This is a genomic window from Streptosporangium sp. G12 (assembly GCF_052983175.1).
This window is the reverse complement of sequence record NZ_JBRIQO010000003.1, coordinates 48,447-68,109: the sequence shown is the minus strand read 5'-3', so window position 1 is coordinate 68,109 and position 19,663 is coordinate 48,447. Positions and strand designations below refer to the sequence as shown.

Annotated in this window: 14 protein-coding genes and 2 pseudogenes; 6 read left to right on the top strand and 10 right to left on the bottom strand. The window is 73.1% G+C overall.

The window, feature by feature from the left end:
• Positions 1-7 precede the first annotated feature (7 nt).
• Positions 8-781: a hypothetical protein gene (locus tag ACVCAG_RS05425; protein ID WP_447189549.1), complete on the bottom strand. Its 774-nt coding sequence runs from the start codon at positions 779-781 to the stop codon at positions 8-10.
• A 41-nt stretch (positions 782-822) separates the two neighbouring features.
• Between ACVCAG_RS05425 and ACVCAG_RS05420 the strand changes: the two genes are divergently transcribed.
• On the top strand, positions 823-1,203 hold the full coding sequence (locus ACVCAG_RS05420) for a VOC family protein (protein ID WP_440082240.1): 381 nt from the start codon (positions 823-825) through the stop codon (positions 1,201-1,203).
• 90 nt (positions 1,204-1,293) lie between these two features.
• Here the strand turns inward: ACVCAG_RS05420 and ACVCAG_RS05415 are convergent.
• Positions 1,294-1,641: pseudogene (locus ACVCAG_RS05415) on the bottom strand (ATP-binding protein); the annotation flags it as partial.
• Positions 1,642-1,661: 20 nt separating this feature from the next.
• Between ACVCAG_RS05415 and ACVCAG_RS05410 the strand changes: the two are divergent.
• A pseudogene (locus ACVCAG_RS05410) lies at positions 1,662-2,057 on the top strand (DUF5753 domain-containing protein); the annotation flags it as partial.
• Positions 2,048-2,269, top strand: a complete 222-nt coding sequence (locus tag ACVCAG_RS05405; RefSeq protein WP_440082239.1) for a DUF397 domain-containing protein — start codon at positions 2,048-2,050, stop codon at positions 2,267-2,269. The pseudogene ACVCAG_RS05410 and the gene ACVCAG_RS05405, both read left to right, overlap by 10 nt.
• Positions 2,270-2,444: 175 nt before the next feature.
• On the opposite strand, the gene ACVCAG_RS05400 is transcribed toward ACVCAG_RS05405, so the two are convergent.
• The 3 genes from ACVCAG_RS05400 to ACVCAG_RS05390 all read right to left on the bottom strand — a co-directional run bounded on the left by ACVCAG_RS05400 (position 2,445) and on the right by ACVCAG_RS05390 (position 5,758).
• Positions 2,445-3,848 (bottom strand): protein kinase domain-containing protein, encoded by a 1,404-nt coding sequence (locus tag ACVCAG_RS05400; RefSeq protein WP_440082238.1) that lies wholly within the window; start codon positions 3,846-3,848, stop codon positions 2,445-2,447.
• A gap of 58 nt (positions 3,849-3,906) precedes the next feature.
• Positions 3,907-4,581 carry a response regulator gene (locus ACVCAG_RS05395; protein WP_440082237.1) on the bottom strand — a complete coding sequence of 225 codons (675 nt, stop codon included), beginning with the start codon at positions 4,579-4,581 and terminating at the stop codon, positions 3,907-3,909.
• A gap of 67 nt (positions 4,582-4,648) precedes the next feature.
• On the bottom strand, positions 4,649-5,758 hold the full coding sequence (locus tag ACVCAG_RS05390) for a histidine kinase (protein ID WP_440082236.1): 1,110 nt from the start codon (positions 5,756-5,758) through the stop codon (positions 4,649-4,651).
• 111 nt (positions 5,759-5,869) lie between these two features.
• Between ACVCAG_RS05390 and ACVCAG_RS05385 the strand changes: the two genes are divergently transcribed.
• Positions 5,870-6,934: a DUF418 domain-containing protein gene (locus ACVCAG_RS05385; protein WP_440082235.1), complete on the top strand. Its 1,065-nt coding sequence runs from the start codon at positions 5,870-5,872 to the stop codon at positions 6,932-6,934.
• Between the two features lie 154 nt (positions 6,935-7,088).
• Here ACVCAG_RS05385 and ACVCAG_RS05380 read toward each other — a convergent pair whose 3' ends face one another.
• Positions 7,089-11,117 carry an AAA family ATPase gene (locus ACVCAG_RS05380; protein ID WP_447189548.1) on the bottom strand — a complete coding sequence of 1,343 codons (4,029 nt, stop codon included), beginning with the start codon at positions 11,115-11,117 and terminating at the stop codon, positions 7,089-7,091.
• Positions 11,118-12,245 (bottom strand): exonuclease SbcCD subunit D C-terminal domain-containing protein, encoded by a 1,128-nt coding sequence (locus tag ACVCAG_RS05375; protein WP_440082233.1) that lies wholly within the window; start codon positions 12,243-12,245, stop codon positions 11,118-11,120.
• A 141-nt stretch (positions 12,246-12,386) separates the two neighbouring features.
• Here ACVCAG_RS05375 and ACVCAG_RS05370 point away from each other — a divergent pair, with 141 nt between their 5' ends.
• Entirely contained in the window at positions 12,387-13,904 is a 1,518-nt protein-coding gene (locus ACVCAG_RS05370) for a prolyl oligopeptidase family serine peptidase (protein ID WP_440082232.1), read from the top strand.
• A gap of 101 nt (positions 13,905-14,005) precedes the next feature.
• On the opposite strand, the gene ACVCAG_RS05365 is transcribed toward ACVCAG_RS05370, so the two are convergent.
• Positions 14,006-14,944 carry an alpha/beta fold hydrolase gene (locus tag ACVCAG_RS05365; protein ID WP_440082231.1) on the bottom strand — a complete coding sequence of 313 codons (939 nt, stop codon included), beginning with the start codon at positions 14,942-14,944 and terminating at the stop codon, positions 14,006-14,008.
• 331 nt (positions 14,945-15,275) lie between these two features.
• On the opposite strand from ACVCAG_RS05365, the gene ACVCAG_RS05360 reads away from it, so the two are divergent.
• Positions 15,276-16,754 carry an LCP family glycopolymer transferase gene (locus ACVCAG_RS05360; RefSeq protein ID WP_440082230.1) on the top strand — a complete coding sequence of 493 codons (1,479 nt, stop codon included), beginning with the start codon at positions 15,276-15,278 and terminating at the stop codon, positions 16,752-16,754.
• 127 nt (positions 16,755-16,881) lie between these two features.
• Here the strand turns inward: ACVCAG_RS05360 and ACVCAG_RS05355 are convergent, their stop codons facing one another.
• Both ACVCAG_RS05355 and ACVCAG_RS05350 read right to left on the bottom strand, forming a co-directional pair.
• Positions 16,882-17,895: an enolase C-terminal domain-like protein gene (locus ACVCAG_RS05355; protein ID WP_362846451.1), complete on the bottom strand. Its 1,014-nt coding sequence runs from the start codon at positions 17,893-17,895 to the stop codon at positions 16,882-16,884.
• Between the two features lie 274 nt (positions 17,896-18,169).
• Complete coding sequence (locus ACVCAG_RS05350; RefSeq protein ID WP_440082229.1) at positions 18,170-19,639, bottom strand: MFS transporter; 1,470 nt, start codon at positions 19,637-19,639, stop codon at positions 18,170-18,172.
• Positions 19,640-19,663 lie beyond the last annotated feature (24 nt).

The window sequence follows — 19,663 nt, the reverse complement described above, 5'->3', positions numbered from 1 at the left end:
GACCGTCCTACCCGCACACCCCGCGAAGGGCGCAAACCTTCTCCGCCATCTTCCTCACCTGGCCCGCGATCTTCTCGCTCACTCCTCTGCCGGCGATGTCGTGGGTGTAGAGGAAGAGGGCGGCGCCCCGGCGGCCGACGCCCCACAGAGAGCTGGGTTCACGATCACGCTTCCCCTTCCTGGAAAAGTGGCTTCCGACGATCATGGCCTCGTCCCCGGCGTGCAAAGTCCTGCCGACGTGAACACGCCCGGGACGGGTGGCGGTCTCCTGCCTCGCGCACCGTTTCATGTCCGTCCTGAGCCTGAGGAACGCGGCATGGGCGGATCCCGCGCTCGGGTACAGCGCGAGCTGCTCGCTGTCGTAGGAGGGACCGCTGGTCAGGTGCGTGATCGTTCGCATCGCGACGCGGCCGTCACGGGACTTCCCCTTCGTGCCACAGGGGTTGAGTTCGAACTGCCGGGACGTACTGTCGCTGATCTTCCACCACTCCTCGCCCACCGCCACGGGAGGAAGCGGCGCCCTCGCCGTGGGTTCGGTCAGCAGGAACCCTTCGGGAATCCTGGTGGGGCTCACCTCGGCCGCACCGGTTTCGCCAAGGATCAAGCAGGCACCGGTCCCGCCCAGGAGCAGACAGATCGTCACCATCGTCACCATCGCCCGGTTGATCACAGAGCACGAGTCTGCGAGCTCCGTGAAGGCCCCGCAACCCGAAAGCACAATATGTTCTGAAATATCGCCTGACGCCTCCGATAACCGCACAAGCACCTCGGTGATGTCCACGCGCCGCGTGATCCGAGCGGCTTTCGGGGCAGGACGCAGCCATGCGCGGACGAACGGACTCTCACTACTGGGGTGTGGTACTCGACGCACCCGACGCACAGGAACTCGCGCGGTTCTACGCGCGCCTTCTCGACTGGAAGATCACCAAGGAGGAACCCGGCTGGGTCACGATCGCACCGGCCGACGGGGTCACGTACCTGGGTTTCCAGACGTCCCAGAACTACGTACGCCCGGTCTGGCCGAACGCCGACGGCTCGCAGCAGATGATGATGCACCTCGACCTGGAGGTCGACGACCTTTACGGCGCGGTCGACCACGCGATCGAGACGGGCGCGACACTCGCCGACCACCAGCCGCAGGACGACGTCCGGGTCCTCCTCGACCCCGCCGGACACCCGTTCTGCCTTTACACGGACGAGTAGCGAAAACCCGCAAGACATACACACCGTATTTGTGGAGTGTGGGATTCTGGTTTCCCGCTTATTGACGCGTATCGCGGGACGCCGTACCCGCTATTCCGGCCGTACGGCGAGAACGGCGGCCTCTTCCACGGGAGCTGCGGGTGCGGCCGGAATGGCGCACCACACCGTACGGCCGACCGCCCCGAAGTCGCGGACGCCCCAGTTTCCCGCCGATGGTTCGTCGACGATGAACAGCCCTCGCCCGTCCTCCGCGTCCAGGGAGGGGCAGTCCCGCAACTGCGGCTCGCTCGACGCGGAGCCGGGGTCGGTGACCTCCACGTACATGAAGTCGTCGACCACCTTCAGGACGACCATCACCAGGTCACCCGCCGGGCCGGAGGTGGAGTGCTCGACGGCGTTCGTGGTGAGCCCGGAGACGGCCAGCCGCACCCGCCCGTAGGCGGGATGATCGGGACCGAGGAGAGCGTCAGGCCATCCTCGACCGGACGAACCGCCCCATGCTCTGGGCGGTCATCGACGAGGGCGTCCTGCTCCGCCCCGTCGGCGCGGACGACGTGATGGCGGCGCAGCTCCGCCACCTCGCCGAGATGGGCGAGCGCCCCGACATCGCGATCCAGATCCTTCCCCTCGACGCCCGCACGACGACCGGCGTCAGCGGGGGCTTCGTCCTCGCGCACGCGCGCAGGGGTGTGGTCAACGCGGCCTACATCGAGTCGGCCGGTGCGGGCCAGGTAACCGATCGCCCCGACGAGGTCGCCGTCCTGGCATTGCGATACGAGGCGATCCGCGTCGAGGCGCTGTTCCAGCGCGAGTCCCTGAAGCTGATCAAGGAGACGACCAAGAGATGGACGTGAACCGGGAACCGGCAGAGGCGACGTGGGTCAAGTCCACCCGCTCGGCGAGCAACGGCGGCGAGTACGTCGAGGTCGCCGGACTGTCCGGCGGGCGCCGCGCCGTCCGCGACAGCAAGGACACCACCGGCCCCGCACTCGTCTTCACCGCCACCGAATGGATCGTTCCAGGACGGCGCGGCGCCGGATGTCGGCGAACGGGTGAGCGAGTTTGATCTCGGAGGCGCGGGAGGGCCCCTCGCCGTACTTGGTCGCGTCGAGCGTCACCTGAGCCACCATGGAACGTTCCAAACGTCGCGGAGGGGTGGGCGCCCCTCACGCTAGAACAATCACCTGACCTCGTCGAGACCCATGTTCACGGTACGCGGCCGGTGACCCTTGCCGTTTCCCTTAAGGATTTCTCCCGTTCCCGTTCCCGTTCCCGTGGCCGGCCGGTTTGCCCTTGTGCTTGTTGGCATTGGGATTGGCCTTCGCGGCGGTTCCCGGCTTGCCCGCCCCGGGGGAACCAGTAGTGGTCGCCGCCCTGGGGGCGACGTCGGTCCGTCCGCTGCGGCGAGGTGCGGCGGTGGGGTACTCGTCGTCGATCACCTGCCGCGTCTCGGGGGTACGGGTGGCCTGTGGCGCCGTGACGGGAGCGGTCCCGGAAGGAGCGACCGGCTCCGGCCGGCCGGACTCGCCACCGCGCCATCCGGCGGTGAGGGCCGCGCCGGCGAGAACGCCGGCGGCCAGAACCGCGACACCCGCCGACAGGCGCCGGCGCCCGATGACCCGCCGGTGTGCCGAGGTGGGCCCGGCCTCCTCACGAAGGTGGTGCGCCGCGAAACCACGACCGGCGTCTCCGTGGAAGTGGTGACCGGTGGAGCGGCGGTCGGCCTCGACAGGCCCGGTGGACCGCTGGTCCGCGGCCGGCACCGCGACGCCGGCGGCGAGGAAGGGCGCCGCGGTGCTGTCCGCGTCCCGCTCCCACAGCGTGACCACGTCCTCCAGCTGTTTCCGGGCACGGGCGGCGTCGGTGCGCCGGGCGGGGTCCTTGTCGAGCAGGCCGGCGATGACGGGCGCCAGGGGCCCGGCGTGCCGGAACGGTTCGGGATCGGCCGTCAGCACGGCGGCGAGGGTGGCCAGCGCGGTGCTGCGCCCGAACGCGGAGCGGCCTTCGGCGGCGGCGTACAGGGTGGCCCCGAAGGACCACAGGTCGCTTTCCGGACTCGACGCGACTCCGCCGGCGCGCTCGGGGGCGATGTAGGCGGGCGTGCCCACGACCATCCCCGTCCTGGTGAGAGACACGTCCTCGTCGACGGCGGCGGCCAGCCCGAAGTCGGTCAGGATGGCGTGCCCGTCCTCGGTGAGCAGGATGTTCGCGGGTTTGACGTCGCGGTGCATGACTCCGGCCGCGTGGGCGGCCTCCAGCGCCGACAGCACGTCCAGCCCGACCCGCGCGAGGGTGGGCGCGCGCATGGGCCCCTCCTCGGCGACCACCTCGGCGAGGTTGCGCGAGCGCACGAGCTGCATCACGATCCACAGGGAGTCGTCGGCCCGCACCACGTCGTACACCGCGGCGATGTTGGGGTGGCTCAGCCGCGCGGCGAGGCGCGCCTCGCGCATCGTGCGTTCCAGCAGGACCTCGCGCTCCGGCCCGGTCAGGTGATCGGGGAGCTCGACCTCCTTGACCGCGACCTCACGGTCGAGGAGGTCGTCATGGGCGCGCCACACCGTCGCCGTGCCGCCTCTGCCCAGCCCGGCCAGGAGACGGTAGCGCCCGGCCAGCAGCCACCCTTCGTAGCGCAAAGAAGACATTGGGCATGCCTACCCGATGATTGAGCCCGTATGTCACTGATATCACTACATCTGATGCCTACCGGTTACCGGATCGTCCTCCGGGGGGCGGCCCGCCCCGGCCTCGGCTCTCCCAGGCCCACGCCACGATCTCGACCCGGTTGCGTACACCGAGCTTGGCCGTGATGCCCGACACATACCCCTTGACCGTGCTCAGCGAGATGAACAGCTCGTCGGCTATCTCCTGGTTGGTGCGTCCCCTGCCGATCGCCTGGACGATCTCGGTCTCCCGCGCGGTCAATGGCTGTGCCGGCACGCGGGCCCCGGTCCGGGTGCCGCGGTCGGTGAGCTGGCGCAGCAGCCGCAGCGTGATGGACGGTGAGATGAGCGCGTCTCCCGTGTACGCGGCCCGCACGGCCTCGACCAGCAGGCGGGGACCCGCGTCCTTCAGCACGAATCCGGCCGCGCCGCAGCGCAGCGCGCCGTAGACGTACTCGTCCAGGTCGAACGTGGTGACCATGACCACCCTGGGCGGGGCCCCGGCCAGCGCGCGGGCGACCTCGATCCCGTCGAGGCGGGGCATCTGGATGTCCACCAGGCACACGTCAGGAAGCGTCCTGCGGGCCTGCTCGATCGCTTCGACGCCGTCGCCCGCCTCGGCGACCACGGTGATGTCGGGCTGGTCCTCGAGAATGATCCGCAGGCTGGCCCGGACCATCTCCTGGTCGTCGGCCAGAAGCACCCGGATGGTCATCGGCACTCCCCGACGGGCAGGGGCCGCGCCATCCGGCATCGGCGCTCCGTGACGGGTGCAGGCGGTCTCATCGGTGTTCTCCGGTGGGGATGGTGGCGCGGACGGACCAGCCCGAGCCGGGGCGAGGGCCGGCGGTCAGGGTGCCTCCGAGGGCTTCGAGGCGTTCGCGCATCCCGATGAGGCCGTATCCGGCGCGGCGGTAGCGGCGGGCGGGCAGTCGCGGGGCGTCGTCCTCGACCTCGACCGTGACGGCCCTCTCGTGCTGGGTGATGCCGATGGTGACCTCGCGGGCGTGCGGGGCGTGCCGGGAGACGTTGGTCAGCGCCTCCCGCACGATCCGGTACACGGTGCTGCTCACCTGGGGCGGCCAGCCGGACGGCTCGGCGTCCAGCCGCAGGTGCGCCCGGCGGCCGTGGCTCTCGAAGCCCTCGATCAGCTCGCCGAGCCGTTCGTGGCCTTCGGCGGCGGGAGCGGCGTCACGCAGGAGGCCGACCACGCGGCGAGTGGCGGCCAGGGCCTCCGAGCCCGCGGTCTCGATGCCGGCGAGGGATCCGGCCGTCCTCTCCGGGTGCTTGGCGGTGACGAGCTGGGCGGCCTGGGCCTGGAGCACGATGCTGGTGATGTGGTGGGCGACGACGTCGTGCAGCTCCCTGGCCAGCTCAAGGCGCTCGGCACGTCGTACCCGCTCGGCGACGGTACGGCGGCGGGCCGCGAGCAGCCGGAGGCCGCCCCCTGCCGTCAGGGCGGTGAGCCAGAGCAGGCCGCTCACCACCGGCACGGCCGAGCCGGGATTGACGAGAAGGCCGCCCGCCACCACGGCCAGTCCCGCGGCGGCCACGGCGCAGGCCGTGCGGGCGGGCAGCGTCCTGACCGCGGAGCCGACGAGCACCGCCGCCCCCAGGGACGCGGCGGGGCTGGGTTCGGCGGGAAGGTGGACGAGGCGGGTGACGAGGACGGCGAGCGCGGCCACGGCCAGGCCGGCGACGGCGGTCCACAGCGGATCGCGGTGGCGCACCAGGGCGAGCGCGCACACCCAGGCGGCGACCGCCGCGCCGAACGGCCAGTACCCGGCGCCCCAGCTGCCGGCGACCTGGTACGCCTGGAAGGCCACGGTCACCGCGAACACGGCGCCGAGCCCGGCGCCGGCCGCCACCTTGAACCGATCGGGAACACCCACGGCCTCCAGGCTAGGGGAGGCGTCCCACTGGCCCGTACCGGCCGAAAGTACTGTTCCCTCCCTGCTTTCCGCCGATGTGGGAACGGGCCGGAGTCCACAGGATGAGGTCCCATGCCACATGAGACGCTCCCCCCGGCGCCGGAGTCCACAGGGCCGGGACACCCCACGACGACCTTCTCCGGCCGGCCGCGTGTCGCCGCGCTCGACGTGCTGCGCGGGTTCGCCCTGTGCGGGATCCTGCTGGCCAACGTCAAGCCGATCGCCCACATGATCCACGCCACCGAGGTCACGCGGTCCGTGGTGGTGGCCCCGGGTCAGGACGACGCCTGGCTGGGATTGGGGCTCTTCGTCGACCAGCGCTTCTTCCCGATCTTCTCCCTGCTGTTCGGCGTCGGTTTCTCGCTGCTGCTGGACTCCGCGGGACGCCACGCCCCGCGCCCGCGGGTGCTTCTGGCGCGCCGGCTCCTGGCCCTGCTCGCCGTGGGCCTGGCCCACATGTTCCTGCTGTGGCGAGGCGACATCCTCACCATCTACGCCGTCGTCGGCCTGCTGGTGCTGCTGCCCTCGACCTGGCTGCCGCGCCGGGCCGTCGCGGGGCTCGCCGCCGTCCTCATCGCGACGCCGCTGATCCTCGACAGCAACGGTGTGCCGCTGGTGCCCGGACTGTTCCTGCTGGGGTCGGCACTCACCCGGTACGGGGTGATCGACCGGATGGAGCGCTCGGTCCGCGTTCCGGCCGCGCTGGCCCTGCTCTTCGCCGCGGGGGCGGTGCCCGCCGTGTGGCTGCAGATCGAAACGCCGGCCGGCGACGCGTACTTCAACACCTGGTTCGGCCTCGCCGGGTCGCTGATGGCGGGCGTCTACGTGTGCGTCCTGTTGCTCCTGCTCAGAACGCCGCTCCGTCCGGCGCTGCAAATGATTTTCACGCCGCTGGGCCGGATGGCGCTGACCAACTACCTGTCCGCCACGATCCTCGTCCTGGTGGCCGCCCGCCTCATCGGCGACTCGCCGGACGGCTGGTCGTCGGCGACGGTGCTCCTGGTCGCCGGGGCCGTTCTCGTCCCCCAGTGGCTGGTGTCCACGCTCTGGCTGCGCCGCTACCGCCAGGGCCCGCTGGAATGGCTCTGGCGCTGGGCCACCTGGGCCCGCCGCCCGCCTCTGCGCCGCACCCCCTGACCGCCGGGTTCATATCGGCGAGGCGTCGGTCGGGCGGCTCGCCGGGCCCGCGTGCGCTGAGCGCGTTCGGTGTTCCGGGCCGGCCCGGCCGGACCTGGCGACGTGGTCGTGGCTCAGGCGACCGAGCGGGTGATCCGGGGCACCGGCGGACGGGTCACTGGCGGACGGTCGAACCCCGGCGCTCCTTGCGGATGTGCAACTGCGCGGGCACCCGGGTGCGCAGCTCGGCGACGTGGCTGACGATGCCGACCGCCCGGCCGCCGTCGCGCAGGCCGTCGAGGATGTCGAGCACACCGTCGAGGGTGTCCTCGTCCAGGGTGCCGAAGCCCTCGTCGACGAAGAGCGTGCCGAGATCCGCTCCCCCGGCCTCGGCGGTGACCACGTCGGCCAGGCCGAGGGCGAGGGCGAGCGAGGTGATGAAGCTCTCGCCGCCGGAGAGGGTCGCCGGGTCACGGCCCACGCCGGTCCAGCTGTCCAGGATGTGCAGGCCGAGCCCGCCGCCGGACCTGCTCCGGTCTCCGGCGGAGCGGTCGCGGTTGTGCTCAAGGAGATAGCGCCCGCCCGACATGTGGTCGAGCCGCTCGTTGGCCGACTCGACCACCTGGCTGAGGCGCTCGCCGAGCACGTAGGACGACAACCGCATCTTCCACCGGTTGTCGGTGGAGTTGCCGCCGGTCAGGGTGGCGAGCCGTTCGGTCAGCCGGTGCCGCTCGTCGGCGGGCTCCCAGCGTCGCAGGCAGGCGGCCAGCTCGGTGCGGAGCGCGGCCAGCCGGGCCAGGCGGGCCTCGCCCCTGTCCCGCTCGGACAGCAGGCGGGCGTGGGCGGCGTCGGCCGCGTCCCGCGCCTCGCGCAGTCCCGCGAGGTCGGGTTCCGGCTCGGCCGCGGCGGCGACCAGCTCGGGATCGGCGAGCATCGCGGCGACCGCGGCGCCCTCCTGGGCGAGCTCGCGGAGCCGGGCGGCCTTCTCCTCCCGTTCGGCGGGGGAGCGGACGGCGGCGCGGGCGTCGTCGAGCCCGAGGAAGCCCGCCTCGACGGCGGCGCCCAGCGCCCGGTCGCGGGCCGTCACGAGCTCGGCGGCGGTGACCCGCTCGTCCCTGACCGCCTCGACGGCCTCCCGCAGCAGCTCCGCCTCGTCGGCCAGCCGGTCCAGCCTGGCGGCCAGTGTCGGGTCCTGGCCGCGCGCCTCGTCGAGGCGCGCGGCCAGCCGCTCGGCGTCGGCGCCGAGCCTTTCGACGTTCGTACGGCGGGAGGCCAGCCCGACGGCGAGCTCGCGCGAGCGCTCCCCGAGCCGCTCGGACTCGGCGGCGATCCGCCCGGCCTCGGCCGCCAGCACCGGCTCGGCCCCCGCCGACTCGTGGAGCGCGGCCAGCGCCCGCTCCGCCTCGGTGAGCTCGCCCGCGGCGTCCCGTACGGCCAGGTCGGTCCGGTCGCGCGCCTCGCGGTGGGCCGCGGCGGCCTCGATGGCGCGGGTCGCGGCGGTGAGCGCGGCGGACAGGAGCGCTGCCTCCCGTGCCAGGCGGTCACGGCGGGCCCGCACCGAGGGGTCGGTGCCCCGGGCGCCGTCCAGGCGGGCGGTGAGGCGCTCGCGCTCGGCCTGCCAGCCCGTACGGCGGGCGTGGCCCTCGGCGAGCCGCCGGGCGATCTCCGCCGCCCGGGTCCTCGCGCCGTCCAGCTCGGCGGCGATCCGCTCCACCTCGGCGGCGAGGGCCTCCTCGGCGCTCGCGGCGGAGGTCAGCGCCTCCAGTTTCCGGCTCGCCTCGGCGAGGATCTCCCCCGCCTCCTCGCCGGTCGCCTCTCCCGCGACGGCGAGTGCCTCGTCGAGGCGGGAGACCAGCGTCGTGACGGTGTTTCCCGCGGCCTGGCGCCGTTCCATGGCCGCCTCGTAGGCGCCCTGGGCGGCGCGCTCGTCGTCGGCGGTGGGCGCCTGGTCGGCCGGGGCGGCGGGGGCGGGGTGGTCGGGTGAGCCGCAGACCGCGCAGGGGTGGCCGGGGGTGAGCTTGGCGGCGAGTTCCGCGGCCATGCCGTCGATCCTGGACTGCCGGATGTCCAGGTGCCGGTCGCGGAGCGTCTGGGCGAGGTCGGTGGCCTCGGTCTGCGCGGCGCGCGCGGACTCCAGCTCGACGCGGAGTATCTCGCGGCGCCGTGCCGCGGCGAGCACCGCGGCGGCGGTGTCGGCGCTCGCCCGCGCCGCCGGGATCCCCGCCGCGGCGGCCCTGGCCTCACCGAGCCGGGCGGACGCCTCCGCCGACGCGGCGGGCAGCCCCTCCAGGGTCTCGCGGACCTCGGCCTCCTGCCGGACCACCTCCGGGAGCTCGGCGTCGAGCGCGGCGATCAGCCCGTCGAGCTCGGCCAGCCGGGCCTCCTCGACCCGCAGCCCCTCCAGCCCGGCCAGCTCCCGCCCGCGCTCCCTCTCCTGGGCGGTGAGGACCTCCCGGATCTCCCCGGGGTCGAGGGTCTCGCGCACCTCGTCGGGGTCGAGGGTCTCGCGCACCTCCGGAGGGAAGGCGGCCAGCCTGGCGGCGAGGTCGGCGCGGGCGGCGGACAGGTCGGCGGCGAGGCGGTCGCGGTGCTCGGCCGCCCGGAGGCGGGTGACGGCGCCCTCCACCGCCGACTCGGCGGCGGGGAGGCGGGCCGCGTCCAGGCGGGCGGCGGTGAGCCGTTCGTCCAGCTCCCGGCGGAGACCGGGGAGGGCCTCCAGGCGGGCGTCGGCCTCTGCCTGAACGGCGGCCAGCTCGACGATCTCGCGAGCGGTCCTCTCCCGCTCCCGGACGATTCCCGTCAGGCGCGACTCCTCCGCGCGCAGCTCGCCCAGGCGGGTGATCTCACTCCGGCGGTCGCGCTCCAGCGCGGCCAGGTGACCGAGTACGGCGTGGCGGCGGTCAGCACCGGCGTCCGTGGGGTCACGGACATCCTCATGGGCGCCGGCGTCCACGTGGTCGCGGGCGTCGTCGCCGTGGGCCGCGCCTGCCGTACCGGCGCCGTCGCGGGCGGTGCCGGTACGGTCGCGGACGGCGTCCCACCGGTCGAGGGGGGCGCCGAGGAGGGGGAGGGCGCGGGCGACGGCGTCGGCGGCCAGGTGGTGGGCCTTGGACGCGGCCTCGGCGCGCTGCTCGGCCCCCTGGATCAGCGGCAGCACCCGGTCGGCGGCCGCCGCCTCCTCCAGGATGGCCTCCAGGTCGGCCCGCTCCTCGGCCGTCTCCTCCAGGGCCCGGCTCCTGGTCAGCGCCTCGGCGTGACGCCGTCGCCGGTCGGCCAGCGCGGCACCGCGTTCCAGGCTCTCGCGCGCCCGCCGTACGGCGGCCTCGCCCTCGGCTCCCTGCCCGTCCAGCCGCGCGGCCTCCAGGCGCGCGAGGTTCTCAAGCGCCTGGGCCCACCCCAGCGGGTCGTCCTCCACGGACCGCGCGGGCTGTGCGGGCTGTGCGGGCTCCACGAGCTTCACGGACTCCCCCGGTTCCGTGAACTCCGTGGAGACCCGCGGCTCGGGGAGATCGGCCAGCGCGGTCAGGAGGGCGGGGCCCGCGGCCTCCTCCAGGCGCTTGACGGCGAAGTCGACCTCCTTGCGGAGGGTCTGCTGCTCGCGGTACGCCTCGGTGCGCTGCTCGGCGAGCCAGGACTCGGCGGTGGCGTAGATCTTCACCGAGAACAGGCGCTCCAGCACCCTGCGGCGATCCTCGCCGTCGGCGCGCAGGAACTTGGCGAAGTCCCCCTGGGGCAGCATCGCGACCTGGAGGAACTGCTCGGCGTTCATGCCGAGCAGGGTGCCGACGAACTCCCCTGCCTCGTCGACCCTGGTCGTCAGCCCCACCCACTCCCCGGAGGGCGCGAGCTCCTGGAGCAGGGCCTTCTCGTTCTCCCTGGTCGTGCCGGTGCCCCTGAGCTTGGGGCGCTGCCAGGCCGGCGACCGGGTGATCTTCAGCCTGCGGCCCCTGACCGTGACCTCCAGTGCCACGCTGGGCCCCCGGCCCGGGGGCGCGTGGTCGCAGCGCAGGCTCTTGGCACTGTCGCGCCTGCCGGGCACCCTGCCGTACAGGGCGTAGCAGAGCGCGTCGAGCACGGTGGTCTTACCCGCGCCGGTGGGGCCGTGGATCAGGAACAGCCCCGCCTCGGCGAGGGCGTCGAAGTCGACCTGCTCCTCACCGGGGAAGGAGCCGAAAGCGGTGATCCACAGACGGTGCGGGCGCATCTACGCCTTCGCCTCCTTCATGCGGGAGAACTCCACGGCCTCCCGCAGCAGCCGGGTCTCGGCGGGGTCGGCGGCCTCGCCGCGCACCTCGCGGACGAAGTCGAGGGCGACGTCGATCTCGGGGCGCCCGGCCGCCCTGGCGCGGGTCACGGTCTCGTGGACCCCGCCCTCGGGTTCGAAGGACAGGGCGAGCGTGTGCGGGAAGCGGGACCGGAGCCGCTCCATCGCGCCCTTGGGCCGGATCCGGTCGACGAGCGTCACCTGGAGCCAGTGGTCCTCGTGACGGGCGTGCTCGGGCGCGGCCAGCAGGTCGTCGATGCGGCCGGTGAGGCGGCTGACCGGCCGGGGCACCGGGGCCTCGACGAACTCGGCGCCCTCGTAGCCGCCGGGGTCGATGTCGACCACCCAGGAGCCCTTCGTCTGGCCGCTCTCGGAGAAGGAGTAGGCGATCGGGGAGCCGGAGTAGCGGGCGGTCTCGCTCATCCGCTGGCGGCCGTGCAGGTGGCCGAGCGCCACGTAGTCGACGCCGTCGAAGGCGCGCACCGGGACGTGCGCGACGCCTCCCACGCTGATGTCGCGCTCGCTGTCGCTGCCCTGCCCCCCGGTCACGAACGCGTGGGCGAGGACCACCGACCGGGGCCCTCGCCGCCCGAGGTCGGCGCGGACCAGGGACATGGCGTGCTCGATCGCGGCGGTGTGGGTGCGCTCGGGCAGCTCCCAGGGGACGCGTACCAGCTCGGGCTCCAGGTAGGGGATGCCGTAGAAGGCGACGTCGCCGACGACGACCGGCTCGCCGACCCGCTCCGGGTCGGTGCGCAGGTGGACACCCGCCGCGTCGATGAGGTCGGCGCCGAAGCCGAGGCGGCGGGCCGAGTCGTGGTTTCCGCTGATCAGCACGGTGCGCACCCGGGCGTCGACGAGCCTGCGCAGCGCCTGGTTGCACAGGTCGACCGCGTCGACCGAGGGCAGCGCCCGGTCGTAGACGTCACCGGAGACCACGACCACGTCGATCCGCTCCGACCTGACCGTCTCGATCAGGTGGTCGACGAAGACGCCCTGGGCGGCCAGGAGACTCTCCCGGTGGAACGAGCGGCCCAGGTGCCAGTCCGATGTGTGCAACACCCGCATGTCGCACGAAGCTAACAGGACTCAGCGACAAATGTGGCCACTCGCGTCACGCGAATCCCCCCTCTGGTGGGGGCTTCCGGTGGTGAGTACGCTTGAAGATCGGATGGAACGATACCGGAACAACGACGATCGCGGAGGCGAGTGACCATCGGGGATCGCGTGGGTGTCCAGGTGGGCCGCGGTGTCCTGAGCGTCGCATCCGGCCTGATCCTGGTGGTTCTCGCGACGGTGGGCTACACCCTGCCGCCGCCGTTCGACCCGACCCCCCTGCACGTCGATCCGGTCTTCCAGGCCCTTCCGCCCCAACCGCCGTCCGAGCTCCGGCCGGTCACCGCGAACAGGCAGATCACCACGCGGGACGTCACCGTCACGGCCGAGGACGGCACGTTGCTGGGAGCGACCATCCGCGCGCCGATGGCCCCGGGACGGCACCCGGCGCTGGTCTTCGTGCAGGGGGCGGGTCCCGGGGTCAGGGGCGAGTTCACCACCCAGGCCGAGTGGCTGGCCAGGGCCGGGATCGTCACCCTCGTCTACGACAAGCGGACCGTCGGCTACGACTTCATGAAGCGCGACTTCGGCCTCCTCGCCCGCGACGCCCTGCGCGTCCTGAAGGAGCTGCGTTCGCGCGAGGACGTCGACCCGGCCAGGGTGGGACTCTGGGGGGTGAGCGAGGGGAGCTGGGTGGTGCCCCTCGCCGCCAACGAGAGCGGCGCCGTCGGGTTCACCGTGCTGGTGTCGGCCCCCAACGTCTCCCCCATGCGGCAGGTGACGTGGGCGCTGGGCGAGCAGCTCCAGCGGTTGTACGCGCCCAGCGGGGTGCGCGAGCTGCTCATCCGCGCGATCGGCGCCGTGGACGCGGACTTCCTGCGCTACGACGGCCTGCCCGCGCTGCGCGAGCTGCGGCAGCCGGTCCTGGCCCTGTACGGCACACGCGACCCCTCGATCCCGTTCGTGGAGAGCAGCAAGGCGCTGACCGGTGCGCTCGCCGAGGGCGGCAACAACGCCTACACGATCCGCTACCTCGACCGCGCCGACCACGGCATGCGCTTCCACGGCGGCCCTCTCGTCCCCGACTACCTTCGGACGCTGGCCAACTGGGTGCTGGGCCTGCCGGGCACGGCCACGCCGTCGGTGCACATCGCCGGTGCCACGCCGGTCCAGCGTCTGGAGGCGAGCGACGTCCCGGCCGCTCCCTGGTACGCCGGGGGTACGGTGATCGGCCTGACGCTCTGCCTGGCCGTGGTCGGTTACGTGGTCGGGCCGGTGGCGGAGATGGCCGCGCGGCTGCGCGGCCGGGCGGCGGCCGCGGAGGCCGGCGTCCTGATCTGGCCGCCGATACGGCGGCGGTTCCGCCGGATGGCGTGGACCGGGGTCGGGCTGCTCGTCTCGGTGGTGGCGTTCATCACGCTGCTCGTGCTGTTCTCGGTCAACCAGGCCGGGGCGTGGCCCGCGGTGCTCGCCGGGTGGCTGGTCATCAGGATCCTGGCGCTGCTGATGCTGCTGCAGGAGGTCACGGGCGTGGCGGCCGTCGTGTCGGGCCTGCGGGAGGGCTGGCAGCCCTCCCGCCCGCAGAGCTTCGCGGTGGCCGGGGTGCTGGGCAGCACCGGCCTGCTGCTGGTGGCCGCGGCCTACTACGGCCTGTTCTCGTTTCCCTGGTAGGGCTTTCCCGGTGGGGCCGCGGCGTCCCTCGCCTCCGCGTCCCCCGGCAGGCCACGACGCAGGCCACGACGGCCGGAGGCGGCGTCACGTCCTCGTGACCGTCAGGGACAGCCGTCGAGCCAGCGGTCCATCTCGACGAAGACGCGCTTGCGGACCGGCTCGGCTGACAGCACCAGGTCGTGTACGCCGCCTGGCACGCGGACGCACGTCACGTGCGAGCCGATGCTGGTCGACCAGCGGGCGATCCGCCGGGGGTCGAGCACGACGTCCGCCTCCTGCGCCTCCGGCGCGAAGGCGCGCAGCCGCAGGCCCTTCTCCGCGCAGAGCACCAGCACCGGCACGTCCACCCGGAGACCGTCGTGCAGCCTGCGCTGCGCCCGGCGGATCGCCCCGATCCAGGCCGCGTGCACCGGGAACCCGCCGATGGGCTTCCACTCCAGGTCGAAGTCCCACTCGCCGTGGTGGCTGCGGTGCAGGCTCGTGCCGTACGCGGTGGCGGTCACCATGGGCAGGACGGTGCGGGTGGGCAGCCTGGACAGCTGCACCCGCAGCAGGTCCGCGGCGACCCGCACGGGGGCGGGGACGTTGAGGTCGAGGAAGGGGCTGTTGAGCACCAGTGCCTGGACCAGTCCCCGGCCGCGGACCCGGTCGGCCCAGAGCGGGGCGATCAGGCCCCCGGTGGAGTGGGCGTTGAGGACGACGTGATCGTGCCCGTCGCGCTCGCGGATGATCCGTACCGCCTCGTCGATCTCCGGGAAGTACTCGGTGAGGCTGCGCACGAACCCGCGGGTCTGGTGCGGCAGCAGCGAGCGGCCGTACTTGCGCAGGTCGAGCCCGTAGAAGTCGAAGCCCCTGGCGACGAAATGGTCGGCCAGGTGGGTCTGGAAGAAGTAGTCGGTGAAGCCGTGCAGGTAGAGCACGGCTCCGCGGGCGGGCTCGGCGGCACGCCGCCGCACCAGCGAGGCCACCACCGCCCCCTCGTCGTCATCGGCCATCGGCAGGACCGTGAGCTCGTAGTCGGGACCGAGAACGTCGGGCATGACGGCCAGGGTAGTTCGTGCGGATTGTCCGCTCTCCAGGGGGATCTCGCGAGGAGGACCGGAGGACCCGGCGGGGAGGGTCACGGGGGCGTTCCTCCGGGGAGACCGTGACGGTTCCGCCGGGGGCGAGCCGGTGCGGGTGACCGGGAATCACCGCGGCGCCGCCGTGATTCGATCCCAGTGAAAACCATGATCGATTCTTATTGCTGTAGAAATGACGCGATATAGGAGCATTAGCTTCCCGAGTTGTTCACCGACTTGTCGCCCGCGACCTGGTTTCACCCCCCTACCATCTCCCTGCGGCGGTCAAGCGCGAGGAAACGGGGAGCAGTTGCGGGACAGATCAAAGCCGCCCGGAGTCGGCGCGGTCATCGGCTGGACGGCACTGGCCGCCATCGTCCCGGGCGCCGCGCACCTGCGCGCCGGATGGCGCAGGACGGGGCTGGCGATCCTGTGCGCGTACACGGCGCTGCTGCTGGCCCTGCTCTGGGTGGCGCTCACCTCCGACCTCGGCGGGATCGCCGGGCGGCTGGCCGCCTCCTCCGCGCTGACCAACGTCACCGTGGTCGTCTCCCTGGCGCTCGGCGCCGCCTGGTTCGCGCTGGTCGTGCACTCGTTCGTCGTGATGAACCCCGGCACGCTGCCCAGTGTGGGACAGGCGATCGCCGGAGGCGTGGCGGGAACGCTCGCGGTGGCCGTACTCCTGCCGTTCGGCCTGGTCGGGCAGTACACGGCGGTCTCGCAGTCGGCACTGGACGACGTCTTCAACGCCCCGTCCACGCCGCGCCCGGCGAGCGACGGGGGCGGGGGCGGCGAGGACGACCCGTGGGCGGGCCGCAGCCGGGTGAACATCCTGCTGCTCGGCGGCGACGCCGACACCCATCGGGTGGGCGTGCGGACCGACAGCATCAACGTGGCCAGCGTGGACGTCAAGACCGGCAACACCGTGCTGCTCAGCCTGCCGCGCAACCTGGAGAACGTCCGCTTCGTGCCCGGCTCCCCCATGGCGAAACGCTTCCCCGAGGGGTTCCGGCTCCCGGCCAACCCCGACGGCTCGCGCGAGGATCTGCTCTTCGCGGTCTGGGAGTACGCCGACTCCCACCCCGAGATCTTCGGGGGCCGTAAGGGCCAGGGCACCAAGACGCTCATCGACACGGTCGGCTACACGCTGGGCCTGAAGATCGACTGGTACGCCCTCGTCAACATGTGGGGCTTCGCCCGGCTGATCGACGCGATCGGGGGCGTGACGCTGACCGTTCCCCAGGACGTGGTCTTCGGCAAGTACAACGAGGGCCTGGTCAAGGCCGGAACCCGCAAGCTGCGCGGCGCCGACGCGATGTGGTTCGCCCGCTCGCGCACCAACAGCGACGACTACACCCGGATGGGACGCCAGCGCTGCGTGCTGGGCGCCCTGCTCTCCCAGTCGGACCCGGCGACCGTGCTGTCCCGCTTCAACCAGGTCGCGCTGGCCACCAAGGAACTGCTGCGCACCGACATCCCGCGCCCGATGCTGGAGCACCTGGTCCCGCTGGCGCTGAAGGTCAAGAACGCGAAGGTGACCAGCGTCCAGTTCGTCCCACCGCTGATCAACACCGGCTACCCCGACTGGAGCAGGATCCGCACGGTCACCGCCAAGGCCCTGCGCGCCTCGGCCGTCACCCGGCGCCCCCTCACCGCCACCGCGGCCCCCACCACCACGCCGAAGACTGCGGCTGAGCGAGGACCCACCCGCACCCCCCGCCCCGGGACGAGCACCACGGCGAAACCCGATCCGACCTCTCCCAAGGGCATCACCGAAGGCTGCGGCTGAGCGGGGCCCTGTCTCCCGTTCGTCTCCCCGTTCGTCTCCCCGTTCGTCTCCCGTTCGCCTCCGGCCGGCGGCGGACAGGCCAGGGTGCGACCGGGCGGCCGGGCCGGCTCCCCGCGCGGGCCGCGGGCTAGACCGAGTACGACTCCTTGGACAGGCGGCGGACCCGGTCCTCGTCGATGCGGTGACCGAGGCCCGCCTGGGTGAGCGGCACCGCCACCACGCCGCCCGAGGCACCGACCGGCGGGTCGACGATCTGCGCGCTGCGCGGCGGCTCGGCCACGTCGCAGGGCAGGCCGCAGCCGGGCAGGCTGGCCGCGGCGACGGTGGCCGCGCGGGCCAGCCCGGTGCCCTTGCCCCCGGCGCAGGCGATCTCCCATCCGGCGCGTACCGCGCGGTCGTGCACCCGTCGCACCTCGCGCAGGGAGCCCAGGGCCGCGGGACGGAGCAGCAGCGCCCGGCCCGCCCTCGCGGTGATCGCCTCGTCCAGCTCGGCGGCCGAGGCGACCTCGAGCAGCACCGGGGCGGCGACGCGCTCCTGCAGGTCGGCATGGTCGCCGAGACTCGCGAGACCGGTGAAGGGGCGTTCGATGACGGAGAGCGTGTAGGCGTCCAGCGCCTCGAGGGCGTCGACGTCGGTGTAGGCGCCGCGGGCGTCCACGCCGATGCCCAGCGCGGGGTACGCCCGGCGGACGGCGCGCAGCGGCTCGATGTCCCAGCCGGGGTGGACGTCCAGGGTGACGTGGGCGTACCCGGCGCAGACGTGCCGGTTCACCCTCGCGACCAGGCTCTCCAGGTTGCGGTCGGCGCCGATCCTGACGGTGGCCATGAGGGAGGTGCGGGTGCCGCCGAGCGCGTGGGCCAGCGGCACCCCGCGCATCTTCGTCCACAGGTCCCAGCAGGCCATGTCGGCGGCGGACCCCCCGGGGACGGCTCCCAGCTCGTCGGGATGCTCCCAGTCGACGCCGATCAGCGCCTGGGCGAGCCCCTCCTCCAACGCGACCCAGGTCTTGGGATCGGCGTCGACGACCTCTCCCCACCCGGTCATGCCGCCGTAGTCGGTGAGCCGGACGAGGATGCTCTCCGGCCGCCTGCCGTACGGCAGGACCAGCCGGAACACCTCAAGCTCACGGACGCGCGGCATGGACCCCCCTGGACCTCTCCGAGCCCGGACGACTCCGGGCTCCGACGACTTCCCAGGCTCGGAGGACCCGGGCTCTGGAAACGCGAATCCCGCCCGGAGGCGGGACTCCCCCCTCAACACCGCGAAGAACGGCGTTCTTCCCATGGTGCCACGATGGCCCGGGAACGCCTCCGGCGCGGAGGGGGAATCCGGTCCGGTACTTCCGTCCTTTCCGGCTCGGAGAGACCGGGACCAGGGGGCCGGGAGTGCTTGAGGGGTCGCAGGACGGGGGAGCTCAGCTCCGGGGAAGGACGCGTCCGGAGACCAGGGCTCCGGTGGCCGCCATCAGCGCCGTCAGCCCGAAGCACAGCACGTAGACGGCGACGGAGGCGCCCAGGGCCGCCAGGAGCGCTCCGGTGACCGCTACCGCGACGACCGTGTAGACCGACTCGGCGACGCCGAGCGACGCGCTGTTCTCCCCCTCCTCGCCCGGGGGCGACAGCTCCAGGATGAGCACCGACAGCGTCGGGTACACGATGCCCATGCCGAGCCCGAGCAGGATCTCGCCGAGGAAGGCGGTGGCGACCGGGACGGCGGCGAAGACGGTCAGGCCCATCAGCGCGAGGCCCACGGCGATCAGCACCGAGCCGGAGCGCAGCACCAGGACCCGGTCGAACCGCTTGCGGCCCACCACCCAGGAACCGAACGACCAGCTCAGCGCGCCACCGGTCAGGGTGAGCCCGGCCATGGTCAGCGACAGGCCGCGTTCCTCGTTGAGCATCAGCGGCAGGAACGCCTCGCCGCCGATGGCCGCGCCCGCCGCGATCCCCCGCAGGGAGATCACCGATGGCAGGCCGCGGGCCGCGCGCAGGGTTCCCGGGGGGAGCAGCCGGGGCAGCGCCGCGACCAGCATGGCCAGACCGGCGGCGAGCAGGACGAGCCCGGTGCCGGGCACCGCACCGCCGGAGCGCGTGAGTGCCGACGCGCCGTACTGCATGAGCGCGGCTCCGGCCGCGACGAGCAGCGCCCAGCCCAGCCGGTGCGCGATCGAGGAACGGGCACCGGACGGCCGCTCCGGCATCGCCCCCGACACTGTCTCCGACACCGCCCCCGGCACCGGCCCCTGCTCCGTCACCGGCCTTGTCACCGGCTCCGTCATCGGCTCCGTCATCGGCGCGGAGGCCAGCCCGCGCCAGAGCAGCAGGGCCGCCGGGAGGAGGATCGCCGTCACTCCGATGAAGACCCAGCGCCAGCCCGCGTTCTCCACCACGACGCCGGTGATCGCGGGCCCCACCATGGAGGGCACCACCCAGGCGGTCGCGAAGATCGAGAACACCCGGGGATGAAGATCCGCCGGGTAGGAGCGTGAGACCAGCACGTACATCGAGACCTGCAGGATGCCCGCGCCGAAGCCCTGGACGAACCGGCCCGCGACGAACACGTCCATCGTCGGCGCCACCCCGGCGACGACCAGCCCGGCGGCGAAGACCGCCACCCCGGTCCAGAGCGGCGCGACCGGCCCCCCGCGGTCGCCCCACCACCCGCCCAGCACCGTCGCGACCACCCCGGCCGCGAGCGCCCCGCTGAACGCCAGCCCGTACAGCGCGTGACCGTCCAGCTCGTCGGCCACGACCGGCATGGCGGTGGCCACCGCGAGGTACTCGAAGGCGGCCAGGGAGATGAGGGCCACCATCCCCACCGTCAGGGCGCGGTGACTCCGGGCGAATATCCCGGCAGGAGGCTCGTCGGTCATCACGGTAGTCATGGGGTCGACGGTACGGCCCGCGCG

What these genes read in the sequence shown, in the direction of transcription:
- ACVCAG_RS05420 (WP_440082240.1), top strand. Translation starts at nt 823, where the DNA reads ATGCGCGGACGAACGGACTCTCACTACTGGGGTGTGGTACTCGACGCA.
- ACVCAG_RS05405 (WP_440082239.1), top strand. Translation starts at nt 2,048, where the DNA reads ATGGACGTGAACCGGGAACCGGCAGAGGCGACGTGGGTCAAGTCCACC.
- ACVCAG_RS05400 (WP_440082238.1), bottom strand. Translation starts at nt 3,848, where the DNA reads ATGTCTTCTTTGCGCTACGAAGGGTGGCTGCTGGCCGGGCGCTACCGT.
- ACVCAG_RS05395 (WP_440082237.1), bottom strand. Translation starts at nt 4,581, where the DNA reads ATGACCATCCGGGTGCTTCTGGCCGACGACCAGGAGATGGTCCGGGCC.
- ACVCAG_RS05385 (WP_440082235.1), top strand. Translation starts at nt 5,870, where the DNA reads ATGCCACATGAGACGCTCCCCCCGGCGCCGGAGTCCACAGGGCCGGGA.
- ACVCAG_RS05380 (WP_447189548.1), bottom strand. Translation starts at nt 11,117, where the DNA reads ATGCGCCCGCACCGTCTGTGGATCACCGCTTTCGGCTCCTTCCCCGGT.
- ACVCAG_RS05375 (WP_440082233.1), bottom strand. Translation starts at nt 12,245, where the DNA reads ATGCGGGTGTTGCACACATCGGACTGGCACCTGGGCCGCTCGTTCCAC.
- ACVCAG_RS05365 (WP_440082231.1), bottom strand. Translation starts at nt 14,944, where the DNA reads ATGCCCGACGTTCTCGGTCCCGACTACGAGCTCACGGTCCTGCCGATG.
- ACVCAG_RS05355 (WP_362846451.1), bottom strand. Translation starts at nt 17,895, where the DNA reads ATGCCGCGCGTCCGTGAGCTTGAGGTGTTCCGGCTGGTCCTGCCGTAC.
- ACVCAG_RS05350 (WP_440082229.1), bottom strand. Translation starts at nt 19,639, where the DNA reads ATGACTACCGTGATGACCGACGAGCCTCCTGCCGGGATATTCGCCCGG.